Raw genomic sequence first — 15,839 nt, 5'->3', positions numbered from 1 at the left:
GCTGTGGGAAAAGGCGGGGGCGGCGGGGCGGCGGTTCACGACACCGGCTCCGTCAGCTCGCGGTCCGTGGGGACCTCGGTCGCGACCGTCACCGCCGCCGGGGCCAGGTCGGCCGGGGTGGGCATGACACTGCCGGGCAGCCGGACGGCGGCCGCGCCGTGCGCGACGGCGGAGGCGAGCGCCCGCGGGCCGCTGCCGCCGGCGATCAGGAAGCCGGCCAGGGAGGCGTCACCGGCGCCCACGTTGCTGCGTACGACGTCGACCCGCGCGTCGGCGAACCAGGCGCCCTCCGCGTCCACGAGCAGTTGCCCGTCGGCGCCGAGGCTCGCGAGCACCGCACCGGCGCCCCTGGCGCGCAGTTCCTCGGCCGCCTTCAGCGCGTCGCCCACGGTGGACAGGTTGCGCCCGACGGCCTCGGCGAGCTCCTCGGCGTTCGGCTTCACCACGTCGGGCCGCTCGCGCAGCGCCGACAGCAGCGCGGGGCCCGAGGTGTCCAGGGCGATCCGCGCCCCCGCGGCGTGGGCGCGGGCGACCAGGTCGGCGTACCAGGACGGCGTGAGACCTCGGGGCAGGCTCCCGCAGCAGGCGATCCAGTCGGCGTCGCCCGACTGCTCGCGCACCGTCTCCAGCAGCAGTTCCTGCTCGGCGGGCGACAGTTCGGGACCCGGCGCGTTGATTTTCGTCAGGACGCCGTCCGCCTCGGCCAGGGCGATGTTCGAGCGGGTGGCACCGGCGACCGGGACCCGCGCGACCTCGATGCCCTGTGCGTCGAGGAGCTCGGCGACGAGCGCGCCCGGCGCGCCCCCCAGGGGCAGCACGGCTACCGTGCGCCGCCCGGCGGCCGCGACGGCGCGCGAGACGTTCACGCCCTTGCCGCCGGGGTCCACGCGCTCGCCGGTCGCGCGGATGACGTCGCCGCGCTCCAGCGAGGGCACCTCGTACGTGCGGTCGAGGGACGGGTTGGGGGTGACGGTGACGATCATGTGCGTACCACTTCCGTGCCGCCGCGCTCGATGACGGCGGTGTCCTCGGGGCTCAGCCCGTTGTCGGTGATCAGTAGGTCGACGTCGCCGAGGCCGCCGAAGCGGGCGAAGTGCTCCTGCCCGTGCTTGGCGGAGTCGGCGAGCAGCACCACGCGGCGGGCGGCGGCGATCGCGGCCCGCTTCACCGCGGCCTCGGCCAGGTCGGGGGTGGTCAGACCGTGCTCGGCGGAGAAGCCGTTGGCGGCCACGAAGAGGACGTCGGCCCGGATCTCGGCGTACGCGCGCAGCGCCCAGGCGTCGACGGCGGCGCGGGTACGGTGCCGTACCCGCCCTCCGACGAGGTGGAGCTGGATGCCGGGGTGGTCCGCGAGACGGGCCGCGATCGGCAGGCTGTGGGTGACGACGGTGAGCGAGGCGTCCAGCGGGACGGCCGCGGCGAGGCGGGCGACCGTCGTACCTGCGTCGAGGATCACCGTTCCCTCGACCGGCAGTTCCGTGAGGGCCGCCTTGGCGATGAGGTCCTTCTCGTCCGCCGAGGTGGACTCGCGTTCGGCCAGGTCGGGCTCGAAGTCGAGCCGCCCGGCCGGTATGGCGCCACCGTGGACCCGGCGGACCAGGCCCGCGCGGTCGAGGGCCTTCAGATCGCGGCGGATCGTTTCCGCGGTGACCTGGAACTCCTCGGCGAGTGACAGCACGTCCACGCGGCCGCCGTCACGGGCGAGCCGCAGGATCTCCTGCTGTCGCTCCGGTGCGTACATGTCCGTTCGCCTCCGACTGGTGCCCGAATCTGTGGTTTCACTGGGACACTACGTCCGGATTTCCAGAAAGTAAACAGGTTCGGGCATCAAGCAGACGCAAACGGGCTTCCCCCGTGCTCGCCGTGGGGCCGGAGACGCCGAGACGGCGGCGCCCGGAGGCACCGCCGTCCCGTTCGGATCGAAATCGCTCAGGGCACCAGCTCCGCCGCGGGCGCCGAGGCCGACGCGGACTCCGGTCCCTGCTCCGCCGTGCCGGAGTCCGACTCCTGCGCGCCCTCCACGTGCTGCGCCGGCCGCTTCGGCAGAGCGAACATCAGCAGGAAGATGGCGGCCATCACCACGGCCACCCAGACCAGGGCGTGCTGGAAGGCGTTCACGAAGGACGGTCCCACCTGGTCCGCGGTCAGCCGGTCGCCGATCTCGCCGAAGAAGACCACCGACACCAGTCCGAGCCCCAGCGCGTTGCCCATCTGCTGCACGGTGTTGATGAGCCCGGACGCCGAACCCGAGTGCTCGCGCGGCACCTCCGACAGCACCGCGTCCGTCAGCGGCGCGACGATCAGGCCCATGCCCAGCCCCATCACGACCAGCGGCAGCGCCATCTGCCAGGAGGCGATACCGAGCCCGTACCGCTCCGACTCGCCGATGTAGATCAGCACACCCACCGCCATCAGCAGCGCGCCCGCCTGGAGCACCTTGCGTCCGAAGCGCGGCACCAACTGCTGCACCGACAGGCCCGCCGCCACCGACACCGCGATCGAGAAGGGCACCCCGGTCAGCCCGGCCCGCAGCGGCCTCCAGCCCAGCCCGATCTGCATGTACAGCGTCCAGACCAGGAAGAAGACGCCGAGCGCGACCCCGAAGACCGTCTGCACCGCGATGCCGGCCGCGAAGCTCTTCACCCGGAACAGCGACAGCTCGACCAGCGGCGATCCGTCCCGCGCCGCCTTGCGCCGCTCGTACGCCACCAGCGCCCCGAAGACGACGAGCGAGCCCGCCATCGAGACGTACCCCCACAGCGGCCAGCCCAGCTCACGCCCGCGGGTCAGCGGGTACAGCAGCATCAGCAGACCCAGCGTCACCAGCGCGACCCCGACCAGGTCCAGCTTGAGGGCCTTCGGCGCCTTGGACTCGGTGATGAAGCGGTGGCCGAGGAGCAGGCCCGCGATACCGACCGGCAGGTTGATGAGGAAGATCGGGCGCCATTCGAGACCGAAGAGGTTCCACTCCGTCAGCAGCGCGCCGAGCAGCGGACCGGAGACCGCGCCCAGCCCGACGATCGCGCCGAACAGTCCGAACACCTTGCCCCGCTCGTGCGCCGGGAAGGTGGCGTGCACGATGGACAGGACCTGCGGCACCATCATCGCCGCCATACCGCCCTGGAGGATCCGCGAGGCGACCAGCATCTCCGGGTTCGCGGCGAAGCCGCACAGCGCGGACGCGAGCGTGAACCCGCCGATGCCTACGAGGAACAGCCGCTTGCGGCCGTGGATGTCGCCGAGGCGACCACCCGTGACGAGCCCGGCGGCGAAGGCCAGCGCGTAGCCCGCGGTGATCCACTGGATCTGGCTGAAGGTCGCGCCCGCGTCCTTCTGGATGGACGGGATGGCGATGTTGACGATGGTGACGTCGACAAGGTCCATGAACGCGGCGGTCATCACGATCGCGAGGGCGAACCAGCGACGCCGGTCGCCCACGTCGGGCTGAGCACTGAGAGGGGTCTCGGTGGAGGTCATATCCACAATCTAGGACCGTATTAGGTCAGATCATGTCCTAGTTGTACGGCATCCTCGAACTCATGACGACGGACACTCCGGCCCGGCTTCTCCAGCTCCTCTCGCTCCTCCAGACGCCCCGCGAGTGGCCCGGCGGCGAGCTCGCCGACCGGCTCGGGGTCTCCCGCCGCACGGTCCGGCGCGACATCGACCGGCTGCGCGAACTCGGCTATCCCGTGCAGGCGAGCAAGGGCGCCGACGGCGGCTACCGGCTGGTCGCGGGCAAGGCGATGCCGCCGCTCGTGCTCGACGACGAGGAGGCGGTGGCGATCGCGGTCGGGCTGCGCGCGGGCGCCGGGCACGCACTGGAGGGCGTCGACGAGGCATCGGTGCGGGCGCTGGCCAAGCTGGAGCAGGTGCTGCCGTCCCGGCTGCGCCACCGGGTGGCCACCCTCCAGGCCGCGACCACTCCACTGACCAGCGGGGACGGTGCGACCATCGCGCCCGAGACGCTGACCGTCATCGCCTCGGCGGTGGCCGGGGACGAGCGGCTGCGGTTCGCCTACCGGGCCGCGGACGGCACCCGGTCCCGGCGTCTCACCGAGCCCTATCGGCTGGTGTCGACGGGACGGCGCTGGTACCTCGTCGCGTACGACCTCGACCGGGCCGACTGGCGTACGTTCCGGGTCGACCGGGTGAGCGAGCCGGTCGCGACGGGAGCCCGGTTCACCGCGCGGGAGCTGCCCACCGGGAGCGCGGCGGAATACCTGCGCCGGTCGATCCGGCGGCGGCAGGAGACGTACGCCTTCGAGGCCGTCTTCACCGCACCCGCCGAGGCCGTCGCGGACCGGCTGCCGGCCTGGTTCGCGGACCCGGAGCCGACGGAGGGGGGCGGCTGCCGGGTACGGGGCGAGACCGACGATCCGCTGGAGTGGCTGGCGATGCGACTGTCGGTCCTGGGGTACGAGTTCGAGGTCCGCGAACCGGCGGAACTGGCTGATTTCGTACGAGAGTTGGGCGCACGTCTGATCCGGGCCGGGGGCGGGTGAGCCGGACGGGAACAGGTGAGCCGGGCCGGGCGGGAGCGATGGAGCCCGCTCACCGTCCTGCCGTCCGCCTCACCGCACGTCCTCCCAGGAGAAGCCGCGCAGCACCGTGAGGTTGCCCAGCGCCAGTGCCGCGGGTCCCTCCGCCGAGGTCGGCGCCGCGTTCCCCGCCGCCCAGACCTCGACCGCGACGCGGACCGCGGCACTCGCGGTGGCGGCGGCGAAGCGCAGTCTCGGGGACGCGGTGAGCCGCATGGCAACGATGTCGTCGCCCTGGGCCAGCCGTCGCGCCAGGATCTCCGTCAGCTCGCTCTCCGCGTCGTGGCAGACCTCCGCCCACACCTTCCGCAGGGCCGGGCCGGCCTCGGCCAGCCGGATCAGGGTCCGGGCCCACTCCCAGGAGACCGCCGGCACCCCCGCGCCGGGGGTCAGTGTCGCGCGCACCGCGTGTTCGAGGGCCTGCGGCAGCGACAGCCCGGCCGGGGCCTCGCGCACCGCTTCCGCCCAGTGCCGCGCGCCCGCCGCGTACAGGGGCGCGACCGCCTCCTCCTTGGTGGCGAAGTAGCGGTAGAAGGTGCGCGGGGCGATCCCGGCGGCCCGGGCGATGTCCTCGGCGCGGGTGGCGCGCAGCCCGCGGGTCGCGAAGAGACGTGCCGCCGCCCGGGCGATCTCCATCCGCGTGGCCGCCTTGCGTCGCTCGGTCAGCGAGGGAGCGGCGGACGCGGGAACGCCGGCCGCGGAAACGGTGGCGGAGGCGGCGGAAGCGGAACGAGCGGAAGGGGAGGAACAGGAGGAGCCGGGCGGAGCTGGTGCAGGGGTGGTACTCACGCTCGGCAGGCTATGCCCATGTGGCACAATCTGCCATTCGGCGGGCCACCCCGGAGTTCAGGTACGGGGTGCCCCGCCCTTCAAGCGTGCGCACATCCGGAGGCCGTCGCGCGTGTCGCATTCCGGCGGCCTCCCCTGGAAGCGTCCGGAGGCTTCCCCCGGAGGGGCGAGCCGGGCTCCGGCACCCGGGGGGATGGGCGCCGAAGCCCGACTCTGGGAAAGTCCCGGCGCCGGGGGGGGATTGCGTCGGGACATGGTTCATCGGTGCGAGGACAGGCCCCCCGGCCGCCCCGCGAGGCCCGAACTCCAGTGCCGTGGAGTCTTGTTCCCGGGGCCCTGCGGGTTGAAGCGGCGATACGTCGCCATGTTTGCGCGGGCTTTCGCCACCCGGCGTACGACCCCAGCGCACAGAGTTGGGCGCACCCATCGGGTACACGCCACCGTCCTGCGCGCCGGGCGGTGCATACGCCGGCAGGCGAAGGCCCGCACCGCGTCATACCGCCGGCGTCATGCCGCCGCGTCGAACCCGGTGTCGCGCGCCAGCTTCTTCAGTTCGAGGAGCGCGTGCTTCTCGATCTGGCGGATGCGTTCGCGCGTCAGACCGTGCTCCTTGCCGACCTCGGTGAGCGTGCGCTCGCGGCCGTCCTCGATGCCGTAACGCATCTTGATGATGGAGGCCGTTCGCTGGTCGAGGCGGCCGATCAGACCGTCCAGTTCCTCGCTGCGCAGCAGGGTGAGGACGGACTGTTCCGGCGACACGGCCGAGGTGTCCTCCAGGAGGTCGCCGAACTGGGTGTCGCCGTCGTCGTCCACCGACATGTTCAGCGAGACCGGGTCACGGGCCCAGTCGAGCACGTCGACGACCCGCTCCGGCGTCGAGCCGAGCTCGGCGGCGATCTCCGCGGGCTCCGGCTCACGGCCGTTCTCACGGTTGAACTCGCGCTGCACCCGCCGGATCCGGCCCAGTTCCTCCACCAGGTGGACGGGGAGACGGATGGTGCGGGACTGGTCCGCTATCGAGCGCGTGATCGCCTGACGGATCCACCAGGTCGCGTACGTCGAGAACTTGAAGCCCTTGCGGTAGTCGAACTTCTCGACCGCGCGCACCAGACCGGCGTTGCCCTCCTGGATCAGGTCGAGCAGGGGCAGGCCGCTGCGCGGGTAACGGCGCGCGACGGCGACGACCAGCCGGAGGTTGGAACGGATGAAGACGTCCTTGGCCCGTTCTCCGGCGGCGTCCAGTGCCTCCAGTTCCTCGCGGGTGGCGTCCGTGTCGGACTCCGCCTCACCGTCGAGGACCTGCCGCGCGAACACACCCGCTTCGATGGTCTGGGACAGGTCGACTTCCTTGGCTGCGTCGAGCAGCGGTGTGCGCGCGATCTCGTCGAGATACATGCCGACCAGGTCGCGGTCGGCGATCTCGCCGCCATGGGTGCGAACACTGCTTGCCGCGTCGGCCGTCTCGCCGGTGGCGGACTTACGACGGGCGACGGCACGGGTTGCCATGCGTGCTCCCTTGCGATGGTGGGTGCGGATGGTCCTTCGAACGCCTGACACCGCGCCCGGGACTCTCGCGGCTTTCTCCGGACTCTGCTCGGGTGCCCTGCATCCGATGGAAACAACGACTGGAATCAGGACAGAATTCCCAACCCGTCACCCTATTTTTCTGATCATGCAGTACCCTGTGCCGCCACGGAGGGGGACCGATGCCGTCGGAACGTACAGAAGTCCAGGTCAGGCCCGGGATCGAGAGTGACCTCGAAGCCCTCACGGCCCTCTACAACCACTACGTACGCGAGACGTCCATCACCTTCGATACCGCTGTCTTCACTCCGGAAGAACGCCGCCCTTGGCTGCTCTCCCACCCTGAAGACGGTCCACACCGTCTGATGGTTGCCACGGAGGCGGCCCCGAAAGGGATCTCACAGGAGATTCTGGGTTACGCCACATCCAGCCCCTACCGGCCGAAGGCCGCCTACTCCACCTCCGTCGAGGTGACGGTCTACGTCGCCCCGGGGGCCGGCGGCCGCGGCATCGGCACGCTCCTGTACGAGGCCCTGTTCGAGGCGCTGGCCGGCGAGGACCTGCACCGCGCCTACGCGGGCATCGCCCAGCCCAACGAAGCGTCCGTGCGGCTGCACGGACGCTTCGGGTTCCGGCACGTGGGCACCTACCGGGAGGTGGGCCGCAAGTTCGGCCGCTACTGGGACGTGGCCTGGTACGAGAAGGACCTCTGACCGAGCCGCACGGACCGGCCGGTCCGCATCCGTCGTACGCGTCGGCCGTACCGCGCCCGTCGCACGGATTCAGCCGAACTGCACCGACCGCTTCGCCATGCCCAGCCAGAACCCGTCGATCACGGACCGCTGGTCGTCGAGCTCGCCGGCCACCTCGGCCGCGCCCATGGTCACGAACAGCGGGGCGAAGTGCTCGGTGCGCGGGTGGGCGTAGCGGCCCGCCGGGGCCTTGTGGAGGAAGTCGAGCAGCGCGTCCCAGTCACGCGACTCCAGCGCCCGCCGGCCCCAGTCGTCGAACTCGGACGACCAGGTGGGCACCCCCGGGCCGGTGTGCCGTAGCGCGGCGAGGTTGTGGGTGAAGAAGCCGGAGCCGACGATCAGCACGCCCTCGTCGCGCAGCGGGGCGAGCCTGCGGCCGATCTCCATCAGCCGCTCCGGGTCGAGGGTCGGCAGGGAGACCTGGAGGACCGGGATGTCGGCGTCCGGGAACATCTCCACCAGCGGGACGTAGGCGCCGTGGTCGAGGCCCCGGTCCGGGATGTCCTGCACGGGGGTGCCGGGGGCGCGCAGCAGCTTGCGGACCGACTCGGCGAGCTCGGGGGCGCCGGGCGCCTCGTACGTCACCTGGTAGTAGTGCTCCGGGAAGCCCCAGAAGTCGTAGACGAGCGGCACGGTCCGGGTGGCGCCGAGGGCGAGCGGGGCCTCCTCCCAGTGGGCGGAGACCATGAGGATCGCCTTGGGCCGCGGCAGGTCGGCGGACCAGGCGGCGAGCTGGCCGGGCCAGACCGGGTCGTCCGCGAGCGGCGGCGCGCCGTGGCTGAGGTAGAGGGCGGGCATGCGCTCCTGGGCTGCGGCGGACATGGCGGCGGCTCCCTCCGGCGGACCGGATGTCGTACGGACCCGGCGCCAGGCGCTCGGCAGCCGCCATTCGGCGGCCGGCGTCCGGCGGTCCGTACTCGATGGTCAATGCTTGAACTCTAAAGCTAACTGTCGTCCAGACTAGCCCCGCTTTGTTTAAAGTTCAAGGACAACCCTCGTACAGTGGAGTACATGAACACGGCATCCGCGGCGCCCCCCGCGTCCCCCGCACCCGCCGGCGAGCCCCAGTGGCTCACTCCGCAGGAGCAGCGCGTCTGGCGCTCCTATCTGCACGCCACCACGCTGCTGGAGGACCACCTCGACCGCCAGCTCCAGCGGGACGCGGGCATGCCGCACATCTACTACGGGCTGGTCGTCACGCTCGCCGAGGCGCCGGAGCGCCGACTGCGGATGACCGAGCTGGCCAGGAAGGCGAAGATCACCCGCTCCCGCCTCTCCCATGCGATCGCCCGCCTGGAGAAGAACGACTGGGTCCGGCGCGAGGACTGCCCCTCCGACAAGCGGGGCCAGTTCGCGGTGCTCACGGACGCGGGCCTCGAGGTGCTGCGGCGCACCGCGCCGGGCCATGTGACGGCCGTACGGCAGGCGCTGTTCGACCGCCTGAGCCCGGAACAGCAGAAGTCCCTCGGCGAGATCATGCAGATCGTCGCCGAGGGACTCCAGCCGAACGAAGCAGGTGCGGACCTGCCCTGGCAGCGCTGAGCGACCGGCTCCGGCGGCCTGCTCGGCGCCCGGCTCACCCGGCCAGGGCGGGCCCGCGGGCGTGCGGACGAGACGTCCCCTTCCTCGTCCGCACGCGGGGCCCGAAGAGGTACGACGGGACGGACCCCGTCAGTGGGCGATCACCGGAACCGGCATCTCGTCCTCGGCGCCCGCACCGCTGCCGCTCACCACGGTGGAGCCGGGACGGCCGGCGTTGACCAGGGTGAAGGCGATGGCCGCGGAGACCACCAGGATGCCGACGGCGAACCAGATGGCGCTGGTGTAGCCGTGCACCATGCCCTCCAGCTGGACCAGCTGCGCCTGCGGCTTGGACCCGGCGGAGGCGATGTGGTCCTTGATGTAGGACGTGGTGGCCGAGGCGGCGATCGTGTTCAGCAGGGCCGTACCGATCGCGCCGCCCACCTGCTGCGAGGTGTTGACCATCGCGGAGGCGACACCGGCGTCACGCGCCTCGACGCCCTGGGTGGCCAGGGACATGGCCGGCATGAACGCCGTACCCATGCCGAGACCGAGCAGCAGCTGGGCCGGCAGGAGCAGCCCCGCGTACGAGGAGCCGATCTCCATCTGGGTCAGCAGCAGCATGCCGAGCGCGGCGGTCAGGAAGCCGGGGCCCATGAGCAGCCGCGGCGGGACGCGGGTCATCAGGCGGGCACCGATCTGGGTGGAGCCCGTGATCATGCCCACGATCATCGGCAGGAACGCGAAGCCGGTCTTGACCGGCGAGAAGCCCTTCACGACCTGGAGGTAGTAGGTCAGGAAGAGGAACAGGCCGAACATCGCGATGACCGCGAGGCCGAGCGAGAGGTAGACGCCACCGCGGTTGCGGTCGGTGATCACGCGCAGCGGCAGCAGCGGGGCCTTGACCTTGGACTCGACGAACACGAAGGACGCGAGCAGCAGCGCCGCGGCGACGAACAGACCGATCGTCACGGAGTTGCTCCAGCCGTCGGACTCGGCGCGGGTGAAGCCGTAGACGAGGGAGACCAGACCCAGGGTGGACAGCAGGACGCCCGGGATGTCGAGCGGCGAGCGGTTGCGGCCGCCGGCCGGCTCACGGATGACGAAGTACGCACCCGCTGCGGCGACGATGGCGAACGGGATGTTCACGAAGAACGTCCAGCGCCAGTCCAGGTACTCGGTGAGGAAGCCGCCCAGGATCAGACCGACGGCGCCGCCGCCACCGGCGATGGCACCGTAGATGCCGAACGCCTTGGCGCGCTCCTTGGCGTCGACGAACATCACCGCGAGCAGGGAGAGCGCGGCGGGCGCGAGCAGCGCGCCGAAGGCTCCCTGAAGGGCGCGGGCGCCGAGCAGCATGCCCTCGCTCTGCGCGGCACCGCCGAGGGCCGACGCGGCGGCGAAGCCGATCAGGCCGGTGACGAAGGTGCGCTTGCGGCCCCAGATGTCGGCGATCCGGCCGCCGAAGAGCAGCAGACCACCGAAGGCCAGCGCGTAGGCGGTGATGACCCACTGGCGGTTGCCGTCGGAGATGCCCAGGTCCTGCTGGGCGGAGGGCAGCGCGATGTTCACGATGGTCGCGTCGAGGACGACCATCAGCTGGGCGAGCGCGATGAAGACGAGCGCTTTCCAGCGGTTGGAGTGTGCGTCGGTCACGTCGGTGACGCGCCGGGCTGTTTCGGACATGGGGGTACCCACTTCGGGACTTCGTGACGGAAAAAGGCAAGGAAAAGGGACGAGCCGTCTGTCGTGCCGTTCGAGACGTGTTTCAGACGGTCTTCAGATCAACGGTCCGCGGACCGGCGAGGTACGCGAGGTGTCGGCGTCGTCGCCGCTGTCCCGCTGTCCCGCTATGGCTGTCTGTCGGTATGGCTATGACTGTCGGATGGCTGTGGCTGTGGCTGTCGCTGTGCGTGCGATGTCGCCGTCGATGCGGCTCAGGCTCGGCGCAGGTCCTCCAGGGTCACGGCGGCGCCCGGCAGGACGGAACGGGCCGGGGCCCGCAGACCGTCCAGGAACATTTGCAGATGGCGGTGGACGAAGCGGTCGACGCTGAGGCATCCCGTACCGGCCGGTGGTCGGCTGAGCTGGGCCACGGCGACCATCAGATCGCCGACGCCCACGTCGGTACGGAGCTGCCCGGCCGCCCTGGCCCGGTCCATGACCTCCTCGATGACCCCTTCGGCACGCTCCCGCGCGGCCTCCAGGTCGGGGTGGTGCTCGTCGAACGTGCTGGAGACCATCGGGCACAGCGCCCCGATCCGCTCGTCGGCGGCGGCGTGCACGAAGCGCTCCAGCGCCGCGAACGCGTCGCCGGTCTCGGCGAGCGCGACCTCACCGGCCCGCACCGTACGGTCCATCACCGAGCAGACGACCTCGCGGACGAGGGCGTCCCGATCGGGGAAGTTCCGGTACAGCGTGGCATTGCCGAGCCCGGCGCGGCGGGCGATGTCGTCGAGCGGCACATCCGGCCCGAACTCCACGAACATCTCCCGGGCCGCCGTGACGATCCGCTCCCGGTTGCGCAGCGCGTCGGCGCGGGGCCGGGTGTGCCTGCGCTGCACGGGGATCGCGGTCGCGGTCTGCACGGCATGCTCCATGGGTCGAGGGTGACTGCGATCCGGGGAGGGTTTCCCCGTTTCGCGCGAACACAGGTCTAAACGGGGAAGCAGTCCCCGGATATTTCCCGCCACCGAGGAGTTTTCGTGTGACCTGGGACACACCCCCTCCGACCACCCCTCACTCGCCCCCATGCGACCGCCGCCACCACCCATGGACCCGCCTACCGGCGAGAAACCCACGATCGGCCCCTCCAGCGCGCGCGTGTCGTTCCACCGAACCAGGGTGATCGCAAGGGTGCAGTCCGGTTCCGGCGGCTGCCTGGAGCGAAGGGCACACGCATGCAGCCGCAGCCGCCCCGCCGTCGGATACGCCCGCCCCGTGTGGCTGCCCTCGCCTCCGTGACCGCCCTGACCTTCGCGCTCAGCACTTCGGCGGGCACCGGCCACCTCAGTCCCTCCACGACGGCCGGGGCGGGCCCGATCTCCCTGGGCCGGGTCCCCGCCGCCCTCGGCCCGTGCATGATCAGCGGAGACGGATCCATCCAGATGTCGGAAGGCGTCCCGACCATCAGCGGCTACTCCCGCTCCACCGGCACCGTCCACGCCCTGACCCTGATGGTCGACTTCTCCGACGCGCCGGGCCCGGGCAACGCGATGGACCGCTTCCACGAGTTCTTCCCGCAGACCCAGAAGTGGTTCCGCACCAGCTCCTACGGCCGCCTCGACTACCGCCCCGAGACCCCGATCACCCACTGGCTGCGCATGCCCAAGCCGTTCAAGGCGTACGGAATAGAGCGCGGCGCGCCCTTCGACCCCGGCTACCGCGACCTGGTCCAGGACATCGTGGCCGGCGCGGACCCGGCCGTCGACTTCCGCTCGTACGACCTGCTGAACGTGCTGGTGACCCCGAACGCCGGCCCCTCAGCCCTGGACACCGTCCTGTCGGTGACCTTCGCCGGCAACAAGGACGCGCCGGTCGCCGACGGTGTCCCGGTCGCCAACGCCTCCTTCGTCTACTCCCGCCAGGACGACGGCTCCGGCTCCTACGACCGCACCGGCTACCGCGTCCTGCCCCACGAGAACGGCCACGTCTTCGGCCTGCCCGACCTCTACACCCAGGAGGGCGGGGGCGCGGTCGGCCACTGGGACATCATGAGCGAGGACTGGGGGGCCGACAACGACCTGCTCGGCTGGCACAAGTGGAAGCTGGGCTGGCTGGACGCCTCGCAGGTCAGCTGCGCGGCCCACCGCGGCACCAACGAGTACGAGCTGACCCCGCTGGCGCGCGCCGGCGGCCCGAAGCTCGTCTTCGTCCCCCTCAGCCGACGCAGCGGCTACGCCGTCGAGCTGCGCACCCGCGGGGGCAACGACGAGGCGGTCTGCCGGCCGGGCGTACTGATCTACAGGATCGACGCGTCGGTCGACACCGGCATGGGGCCGGTCACGGTGTACGACTCCCGGCGCGACTCCGGCGGCTGCACCCGCAGCCCGAACGTCCAGGCCGAACTCTCCGACGCCCCCTTCGTCCCCGGCGAGGTCTTCAAGGACCCCAAGCACGGCATCCAGATCGCGATAGCGTCGGCGGACCTGTCGGGGCACTACCGGATACGGGTGACACGGCAGTAGGACCGTTCCGCTCCCGGCCGGGCGGCCGGCTGCCCCGGGCCCGTCGTCCGTCACCACCGGACCGGCTGCCCCGGGCCCGCCCGTCACCACCGCACCGGGGCTACGGTGGGCCTGCCGCGAACGCCGTACCGGAGAACCGATGCCCGCGAACCCCAGGACCGAGGCCCACGGGGCCACCGGCACCGACGCCACCCCCCGCCCCGGCGCCGACGCCGACCCGGCCGCCACCGCCGTACCCGCCGAGGCCGTGACCCCGTTGCTGCGGGGCGTCGCGGTGCTGAGGCGGCTGACGGAGGCGGGCGGGACGCTCAGCCCGAGCGACCTGGAACGCGCCACCGGCCTCGCCCGCTCCACGGTCGACCGGATCACGGCCACTCTGGCCCGCATGGGGTACGTACGCCTCGACGGCCGCGACGTGGTCCTCGCCCCCCGCGTGATGGAACTGGGCAACGCCTACCTGGCGGCGCTGCGGCTGCCCGCCCTGCTCGACGCCCGCGCCGACCGGCTGGCCGACGAGCTGGACGAGTCCGTCTCCCTGGCGGTGGCCGACCACGACGGCATCCGCTTCATCCACCAGGCCACCCGCCGCCGCGCGATGTCCCTGAGCTTCCGCATCGGCGACCTGCTCCCGGCCGAACGCACCGCGCCGGGCGCGCTGTTCGCCACGGAGTGGGACGCGGCGGACCGGCGGCGCCGGCACGAACGCCGGGCGGCGGACCCGGAGGACCGCGCCTTCCCGACCGTACCGCCGCGCTCTCCCGCCGCCCCGGACGACTTCGAACAGCGCGCCGAACGGGCTCGCACGGACGGCTGGGCCCTGGACGACCAGCTGATCGAACCGGGCCTGGTGGCGGTCTCCGTGCCGGTACGCGATCCGCGCACCGACCGGATCGCCTGCGTGGCGAGCGTGGTCAGCCACACCAGTCGGCACACGGCGACGGACCTGCGCGACAAGCTCCTGCCCCGCCTGCGCACGGCGGTGGCGGAGATGGAGGACGACCTGCGCACCGCGCCCGCGCCGGCACCCGGACCGGCCCCGGCGGGCCTGGCGACCTGGACGGGCGCGTCGAAACAGGAACTGGGCAGGGACTTCGTCGAATCGCTGGCCCGCGGCCTGACCGTACTGACCGCCTTCGGCGAGGGCCGCGCCCGCCTGACGCTGACGGAGGTGGCCAAGGCCACGGGCCTGGCGCGGGCCACGGCCCGGCGGGCGCTGATCACCTACGAACACCTGGGCCTGGTGACGGCGGACGCCGACCGCACGTTCGCCCTCACCCCCCGGGTCCTGTCGCTCGGCTTCCCGCCCCTGTCGCGTACGTCGCTCCCCCGGATCGCCCGGCCGCACATGGCCGAACTGGCCCACCGCGTCCACGAGTCGACGTCCCTGGCGGTGCTGACCGCGACCGGCACGGAGATCCAGTACACGGCCCGGGTGGCCACCAGCCATGTCATGAGCGTGGACATCACGGTGGGGACGCGGCTGCCCGCGTACGCGACGTCGATGGGCCGGATCCTGCTGGCGGACGTGCCGGAGCCGGAGCGCGCCCCGGACACCCTGCGCTCCCTCACCCCCCGGACGATCACCGACCCGGCGCTCCTCGCCCGCACCCTGGCCGAGACCCGCGCGCAGGGCTACGCCCTGGTCGACGAGGAACTGGAGGAGGGCCTGCGCTCGCTCGCGGTCCCGGTCCGCGACCGGACGGGCCGGGTCGTCGCCGCCCTCAACACGGCGACACACGTGGCCCGCCGCACGGTGGACCAGTGTCTGCACGACCTCCTGCCCGAACTGACCGCGACGGCCCACCGCATCGAGGCCGACCTCCACGTGGCAGGCCACTTCACCCGCATCCCCGTGGCCTGAGCCCACACCCCCACCCAACAGATCCGGTACGCTGACGCCTGTGGCTCCACACGGCCACGATCACGCCTTCGTAGCTCAGGGGATAGAGCACCGCTCTCCTAAAGCGGGTGTCGCAGGTTCGAATCCTGCCGGGGGCACAAGGTCGGAAGGGGTCCTGCTCCCGGATTCGGGAGCAGGACCCCTTTTGACATCCACGTCTGACACCAACGGCGACGGTCACTGACGACCGGGACGCCTCCTGAGCAGCCGGTCCATGTGGCTCATGGCCTCCCACTGGGTGTCCTGCACGACGTGCGTGTACACGTCCATGGTGATGCTGATCTGCGAGTGGCCCAGAATCTCCATCGCGATTCGGGGCGCGACCCCGGCCGCCGTGAGAAGCGTGGCGGTGCCGTGCCGGGCAGAGGGCAGGGAGCGGGACAGTGCGGCGGCGACGGCTCTTCGGGTCGTCGTCGTACGGGACGCCACGACGACGCTGGGTCTGCTGACGGACGTAGAGGACGCGGGTGTCGAGGTCGGACCAGCGGAGGCCGACGCTCTCTCCCCGGCGGAGCCCATGGCGACGGCCAGGACGAAGGCCGCGTAGAGCGGGTCCTTGCGGGAGGCTGCGAGGAAGTCGAGCGTCTCGTCGAGAGTCCAGAGGCGGACGGGATGGGAGCTGGGG

General features: G+C 71.9%; 13 protein-coding genes, 1 tRNA gene and 1 pseudogene. 6 read left to right on the top strand and 9 right to left on the bottom strand.

Annotation, left to right across the window (positions count from 1 at the left end; translation table 11 throughout):
* Positions 1 to 35: 35 nt before the first annotated feature.
* The 3 genes from pfkB to FNH09_RS35940 all read right to left on the bottom strand — a co-directional run bounded on the left by pfkB (position 36) and on the right by FNH09_RS35940 (position 3,477).
* The gene (gene pfkB / locus FNH09_RS35950; RefSeq protein WP_152894080.1) at positions 36 to 983 is read right to left on the bottom strand and encodes a 1-phosphofructokinase; all 948 of its coding nucleotides are present in this window, start codon (positions 981 to 983) and stop codon (positions 36 to 38) included.
* On the bottom strand, positions 980 to 1,741 hold the full coding sequence (locus FNH09_RS35945; RefSeq protein ID WP_152894079.1) for a DeoR/GlpR family DNA-binding transcription regulator: 762 nt from the start codon (positions 1,739 to 1,741) through the stop codon (positions 980 to 982). Before FNH09_RS35945 ends, pfkB begins: the two co-directional genes overlap by 4 nt.
* Before the next feature lie 188 nt (positions 1,742 to 1,929).
* On the bottom strand, positions 1,930 to 3,477 hold the full coding sequence (locus FNH09_RS35940; RefSeq protein WP_152894078.1) for an MFS transporter: 1,548 nt from the start codon (positions 3,475 to 3,477) through the stop codon (positions 1,930 to 1,932).
* Between the two features lie 62 nt (positions 3,478 to 3,539).
* Here FNH09_RS35940 and FNH09_RS35935 point away from each other — a divergent pair, with 62 nt between their 5' ends.
* The gene (locus FNH09_RS35935; protein WP_152894077.1) at positions 3,540 to 4,505 is read left to right on the top strand and encodes a helix-turn-helix transcriptional regulator; all 966 of its coding nucleotides are present in this window, start codon (positions 3,540 to 3,542) and stop codon (positions 4,503 to 4,505) included.
* Positions 4,506 to 4,574: 69 nt separating this feature from the next.
* Here FNH09_RS35935 and FNH09_RS35930 read toward each other — a convergent pair whose 3' ends face one another.
* Positions 4,575 to 5,177 (bottom strand): TetR/AcrR family transcriptional regulator, encoded by a 603-nt coding sequence (locus FNH09_RS35930; RefSeq protein ID WP_152894081.1) that lies wholly within the window; start codon positions 5,175 to 5,177, stop codon positions 4,575 to 4,577.
* 660 nt (positions 5,178 to 5,837) lie between these two features.
* Positions 5,838 to 6,836 (bottom strand): sigma-70 family RNA polymerase sigma factor, encoded by a 999-nt coding sequence (locus tag FNH09_RS35925; protein ID WP_152894076.1) that lies wholly within the window; start codon positions 6,834 to 6,836, stop codon positions 5,838 to 5,840.
* A gap of 200 nt (positions 6,837 to 7,036) precedes the next feature.
* Between FNH09_RS35925 and FNH09_RS35920 the strand changes: the two genes are divergently transcribed.
* Positions 7,037 to 7,567 carry a GNAT family N-acetyltransferase gene (locus FNH09_RS35920; protein WP_152894075.1) on the top strand — a complete coding sequence of 177 codons (531 nt, stop codon included), beginning with the start codon at positions 7,037 to 7,039 and terminating at the stop codon, positions 7,565 to 7,567.
* A 69-nt stretch (positions 7,568 to 7,636) separates the two neighbouring features.
* On the opposite strand, the gene FNH09_RS35915 is transcribed toward FNH09_RS35920, so the two are convergent.
* Positions 7,637 to 8,428, bottom strand: coding sequence for a dioxygenase family protein (locus tag FNH09_RS35915; protein ID WP_152894074.1), 792 nt, complete (start codon positions 8,426 to 8,428; stop codon positions 7,637 to 7,639).
* A gap of 189 nt (positions 8,429 to 8,617) precedes the next feature.
* On the opposite strand from FNH09_RS35915, the gene FNH09_RS35910 reads away from it, so the two are divergent.
* Complete coding sequence (locus FNH09_RS35910; protein ID WP_152894073.1) at positions 8,618 to 9,148, top strand: MarR family winged helix-turn-helix transcriptional regulator; 531 nt, start codon at positions 8,618 to 8,620, stop codon at positions 9,146 to 9,148.
* Between the two features lie 129 nt (positions 9,149 to 9,277).
* On the opposite strand, the gene FNH09_RS35905 is transcribed toward FNH09_RS35910, so the two are convergent.
* Both FNH09_RS35905 and FNH09_RS35900 read right to left on the bottom strand, forming a co-directional pair.
* On the bottom strand, positions 9,278 to 10,813 hold the full coding sequence (locus FNH09_RS35905) for an MFS transporter (RefSeq protein WP_152894072.1): 1,536 nt from the start codon (positions 10,811 to 10,813) through the stop codon (positions 9,278 to 9,280).
* A gap of 251 nt (positions 10,814 to 11,064) precedes the next feature.
* Positions 11,065 to 11,727: a TetR/AcrR family transcriptional regulator gene (locus FNH09_RS35900; protein ID WP_152894071.1), complete on the bottom strand. Its 663-nt coding sequence runs from the start codon at positions 11,725 to 11,727 to the stop codon at positions 11,065 to 11,067.
* A gap of 300 nt (positions 11,728 to 12,027) precedes the next feature.
* Between FNH09_RS35900 and FNH09_RS35895 the strand changes: the two genes are divergently transcribed.
* The 3 genes from FNH09_RS35895 to FNH09_RS35885 all read left to right on the top strand — a co-directional run bounded on the left by FNH09_RS35895 (position 12,028) and on the right by FNH09_RS35885 (position 15,312).
* Positions 12,028 to 13,314, top strand: a complete 1,287-nt coding sequence (locus FNH09_RS35895; protein ID WP_152894070.1) for a M6 family metalloprotease domain-containing protein — start codon at positions 12,028 to 12,030, stop codon at positions 13,312 to 13,314.
* Positions 13,315 to 13,453: 139 nt separating this feature from the next.
* The gene (locus tag FNH09_RS35890; RefSeq protein WP_152894069.1) at positions 13,454 to 15,175 is read left to right on the top strand and encodes an IclR family transcriptional regulator domain-containing protein; all 1,722 of its coding nucleotides are present in this window, start codon (positions 13,454 to 13,456) and stop codon (positions 15,173 to 15,175) included.
* Between the two features lie 64 nt (positions 15,176 to 15,239).
* Positions 15,240 to 15,312 (top strand) — tRNA-Arg (locus tag FNH09_RS35885).
* Between the two features lie 79 nt (positions 15,313 to 15,391).
* Here the strand turns inward: FNH09_RS35885 and FNH09_RS35880 are convergent.
* A pseudogene (locus tag FNH09_RS35880) lies at positions 15,392 to 15,839 on the bottom strand (site-specific integrase); the annotation flags it as partial.

Origin of the sequence: Streptomyces adustus, assembly GCF_009377175.1 — a bacterium.
GTDB lineage: Bacteria > Actinomycetota > Actinomycetes > Streptomycetales > Streptomycetaceae > Streptomyces > Streptomyces adustus.
This window is presented reverse-complemented; position numbering and strand designations above follow the sequence as displayed.

Excerpts from the sequence above, each read along its gene's own strand:
- FNH09_RS35935 (WP_152894077.1), top strand. The coding sequence starts at position 3,540 with ATGACGACGGACACTCCGGCCCGGCTTCTCCAGCTCCTCTCGCTCCTC.
- FNH09_RS35915 (WP_152894074.1), bottom strand. The coding sequence starts at position 8,428 with ATGTCCGCCGCAGCCCAGGAGCGCATGCCCGCCCTCTACCTCAGCCAC.
- FNH09_RS35910 (WP_152894073.1), top strand. The coding sequence starts at position 8,618 with ATGAACACGGCATCCGCGGCGCCCCCCGCGTCCCCCGCACCCGCCGGC.
- FNH09_RS35890 (WP_152894069.1), top strand. The coding sequence starts at position 13,454 with ATGCCCGCGAACCCCAGGACCGAGGCCCACGGGGCCACCGGCACCGAC.
- FNH09_RS35905 (WP_152894072.1), bottom strand. The coding sequence starts at position 10,813 with ATGTCCGAAACAGCCCGGCGCGTCACCGACGTGACCGACGCACACTCC.
- FNH09_RS35930 (WP_152894081.1), bottom strand. The coding sequence starts at position 5,177 with ATGGAGATCGCCCGGGCGGCGGCACGTCTCTTCGCGACCCGCGGGCTG.
- FNH09_RS35920 (WP_152894075.1), top strand. The coding sequence starts at position 7,037 with ATGCCGTCGGAACGTACAGAAGTCCAGGTCAGGCCCGGGATCGAGAGT.
- pfkB (WP_152894080.1), bottom strand. The coding sequence starts at position 983 with ATGATCGTCACCGTCACCCCCAACCCGTCCCTCGACCGCACGTACGAG.
- FNH09_RS35895 (WP_152894070.1), top strand. The coding sequence starts at position 12,028 with ATGCAGCCGCAGCCGCCCCGCCGTCGGATACGCCCGCCCCGTGTGGCT.
- FNH09_RS35900 (WP_152894071.1), bottom strand. The coding sequence starts at position 11,727 with ATGGAGCATGCCGTGCAGACCGCGACCGCGATCCCCGTGCAGCGCAGG.
- FNH09_RS35925 (WP_152894076.1), bottom strand. The coding sequence starts at position 6,836 with ATGGCAACCCGTGCCGTCGCCCGTCGTAAGTCCGCCACCGGCGAGACG.
- FNH09_RS35940 (WP_152894078.1), bottom strand. The coding sequence starts at position 3,477 with ATGACCTCCACCGAGACCCCTCTCAGTGCTCAGCCCGACGTGGGCGAC.
- FNH09_RS35945 (WP_152894079.1), bottom strand. The coding sequence starts at position 1,741 with ATGTACGCACCGGAGCGACAGCAGGAGATCCTGCGGCTCGCCCGTGAC.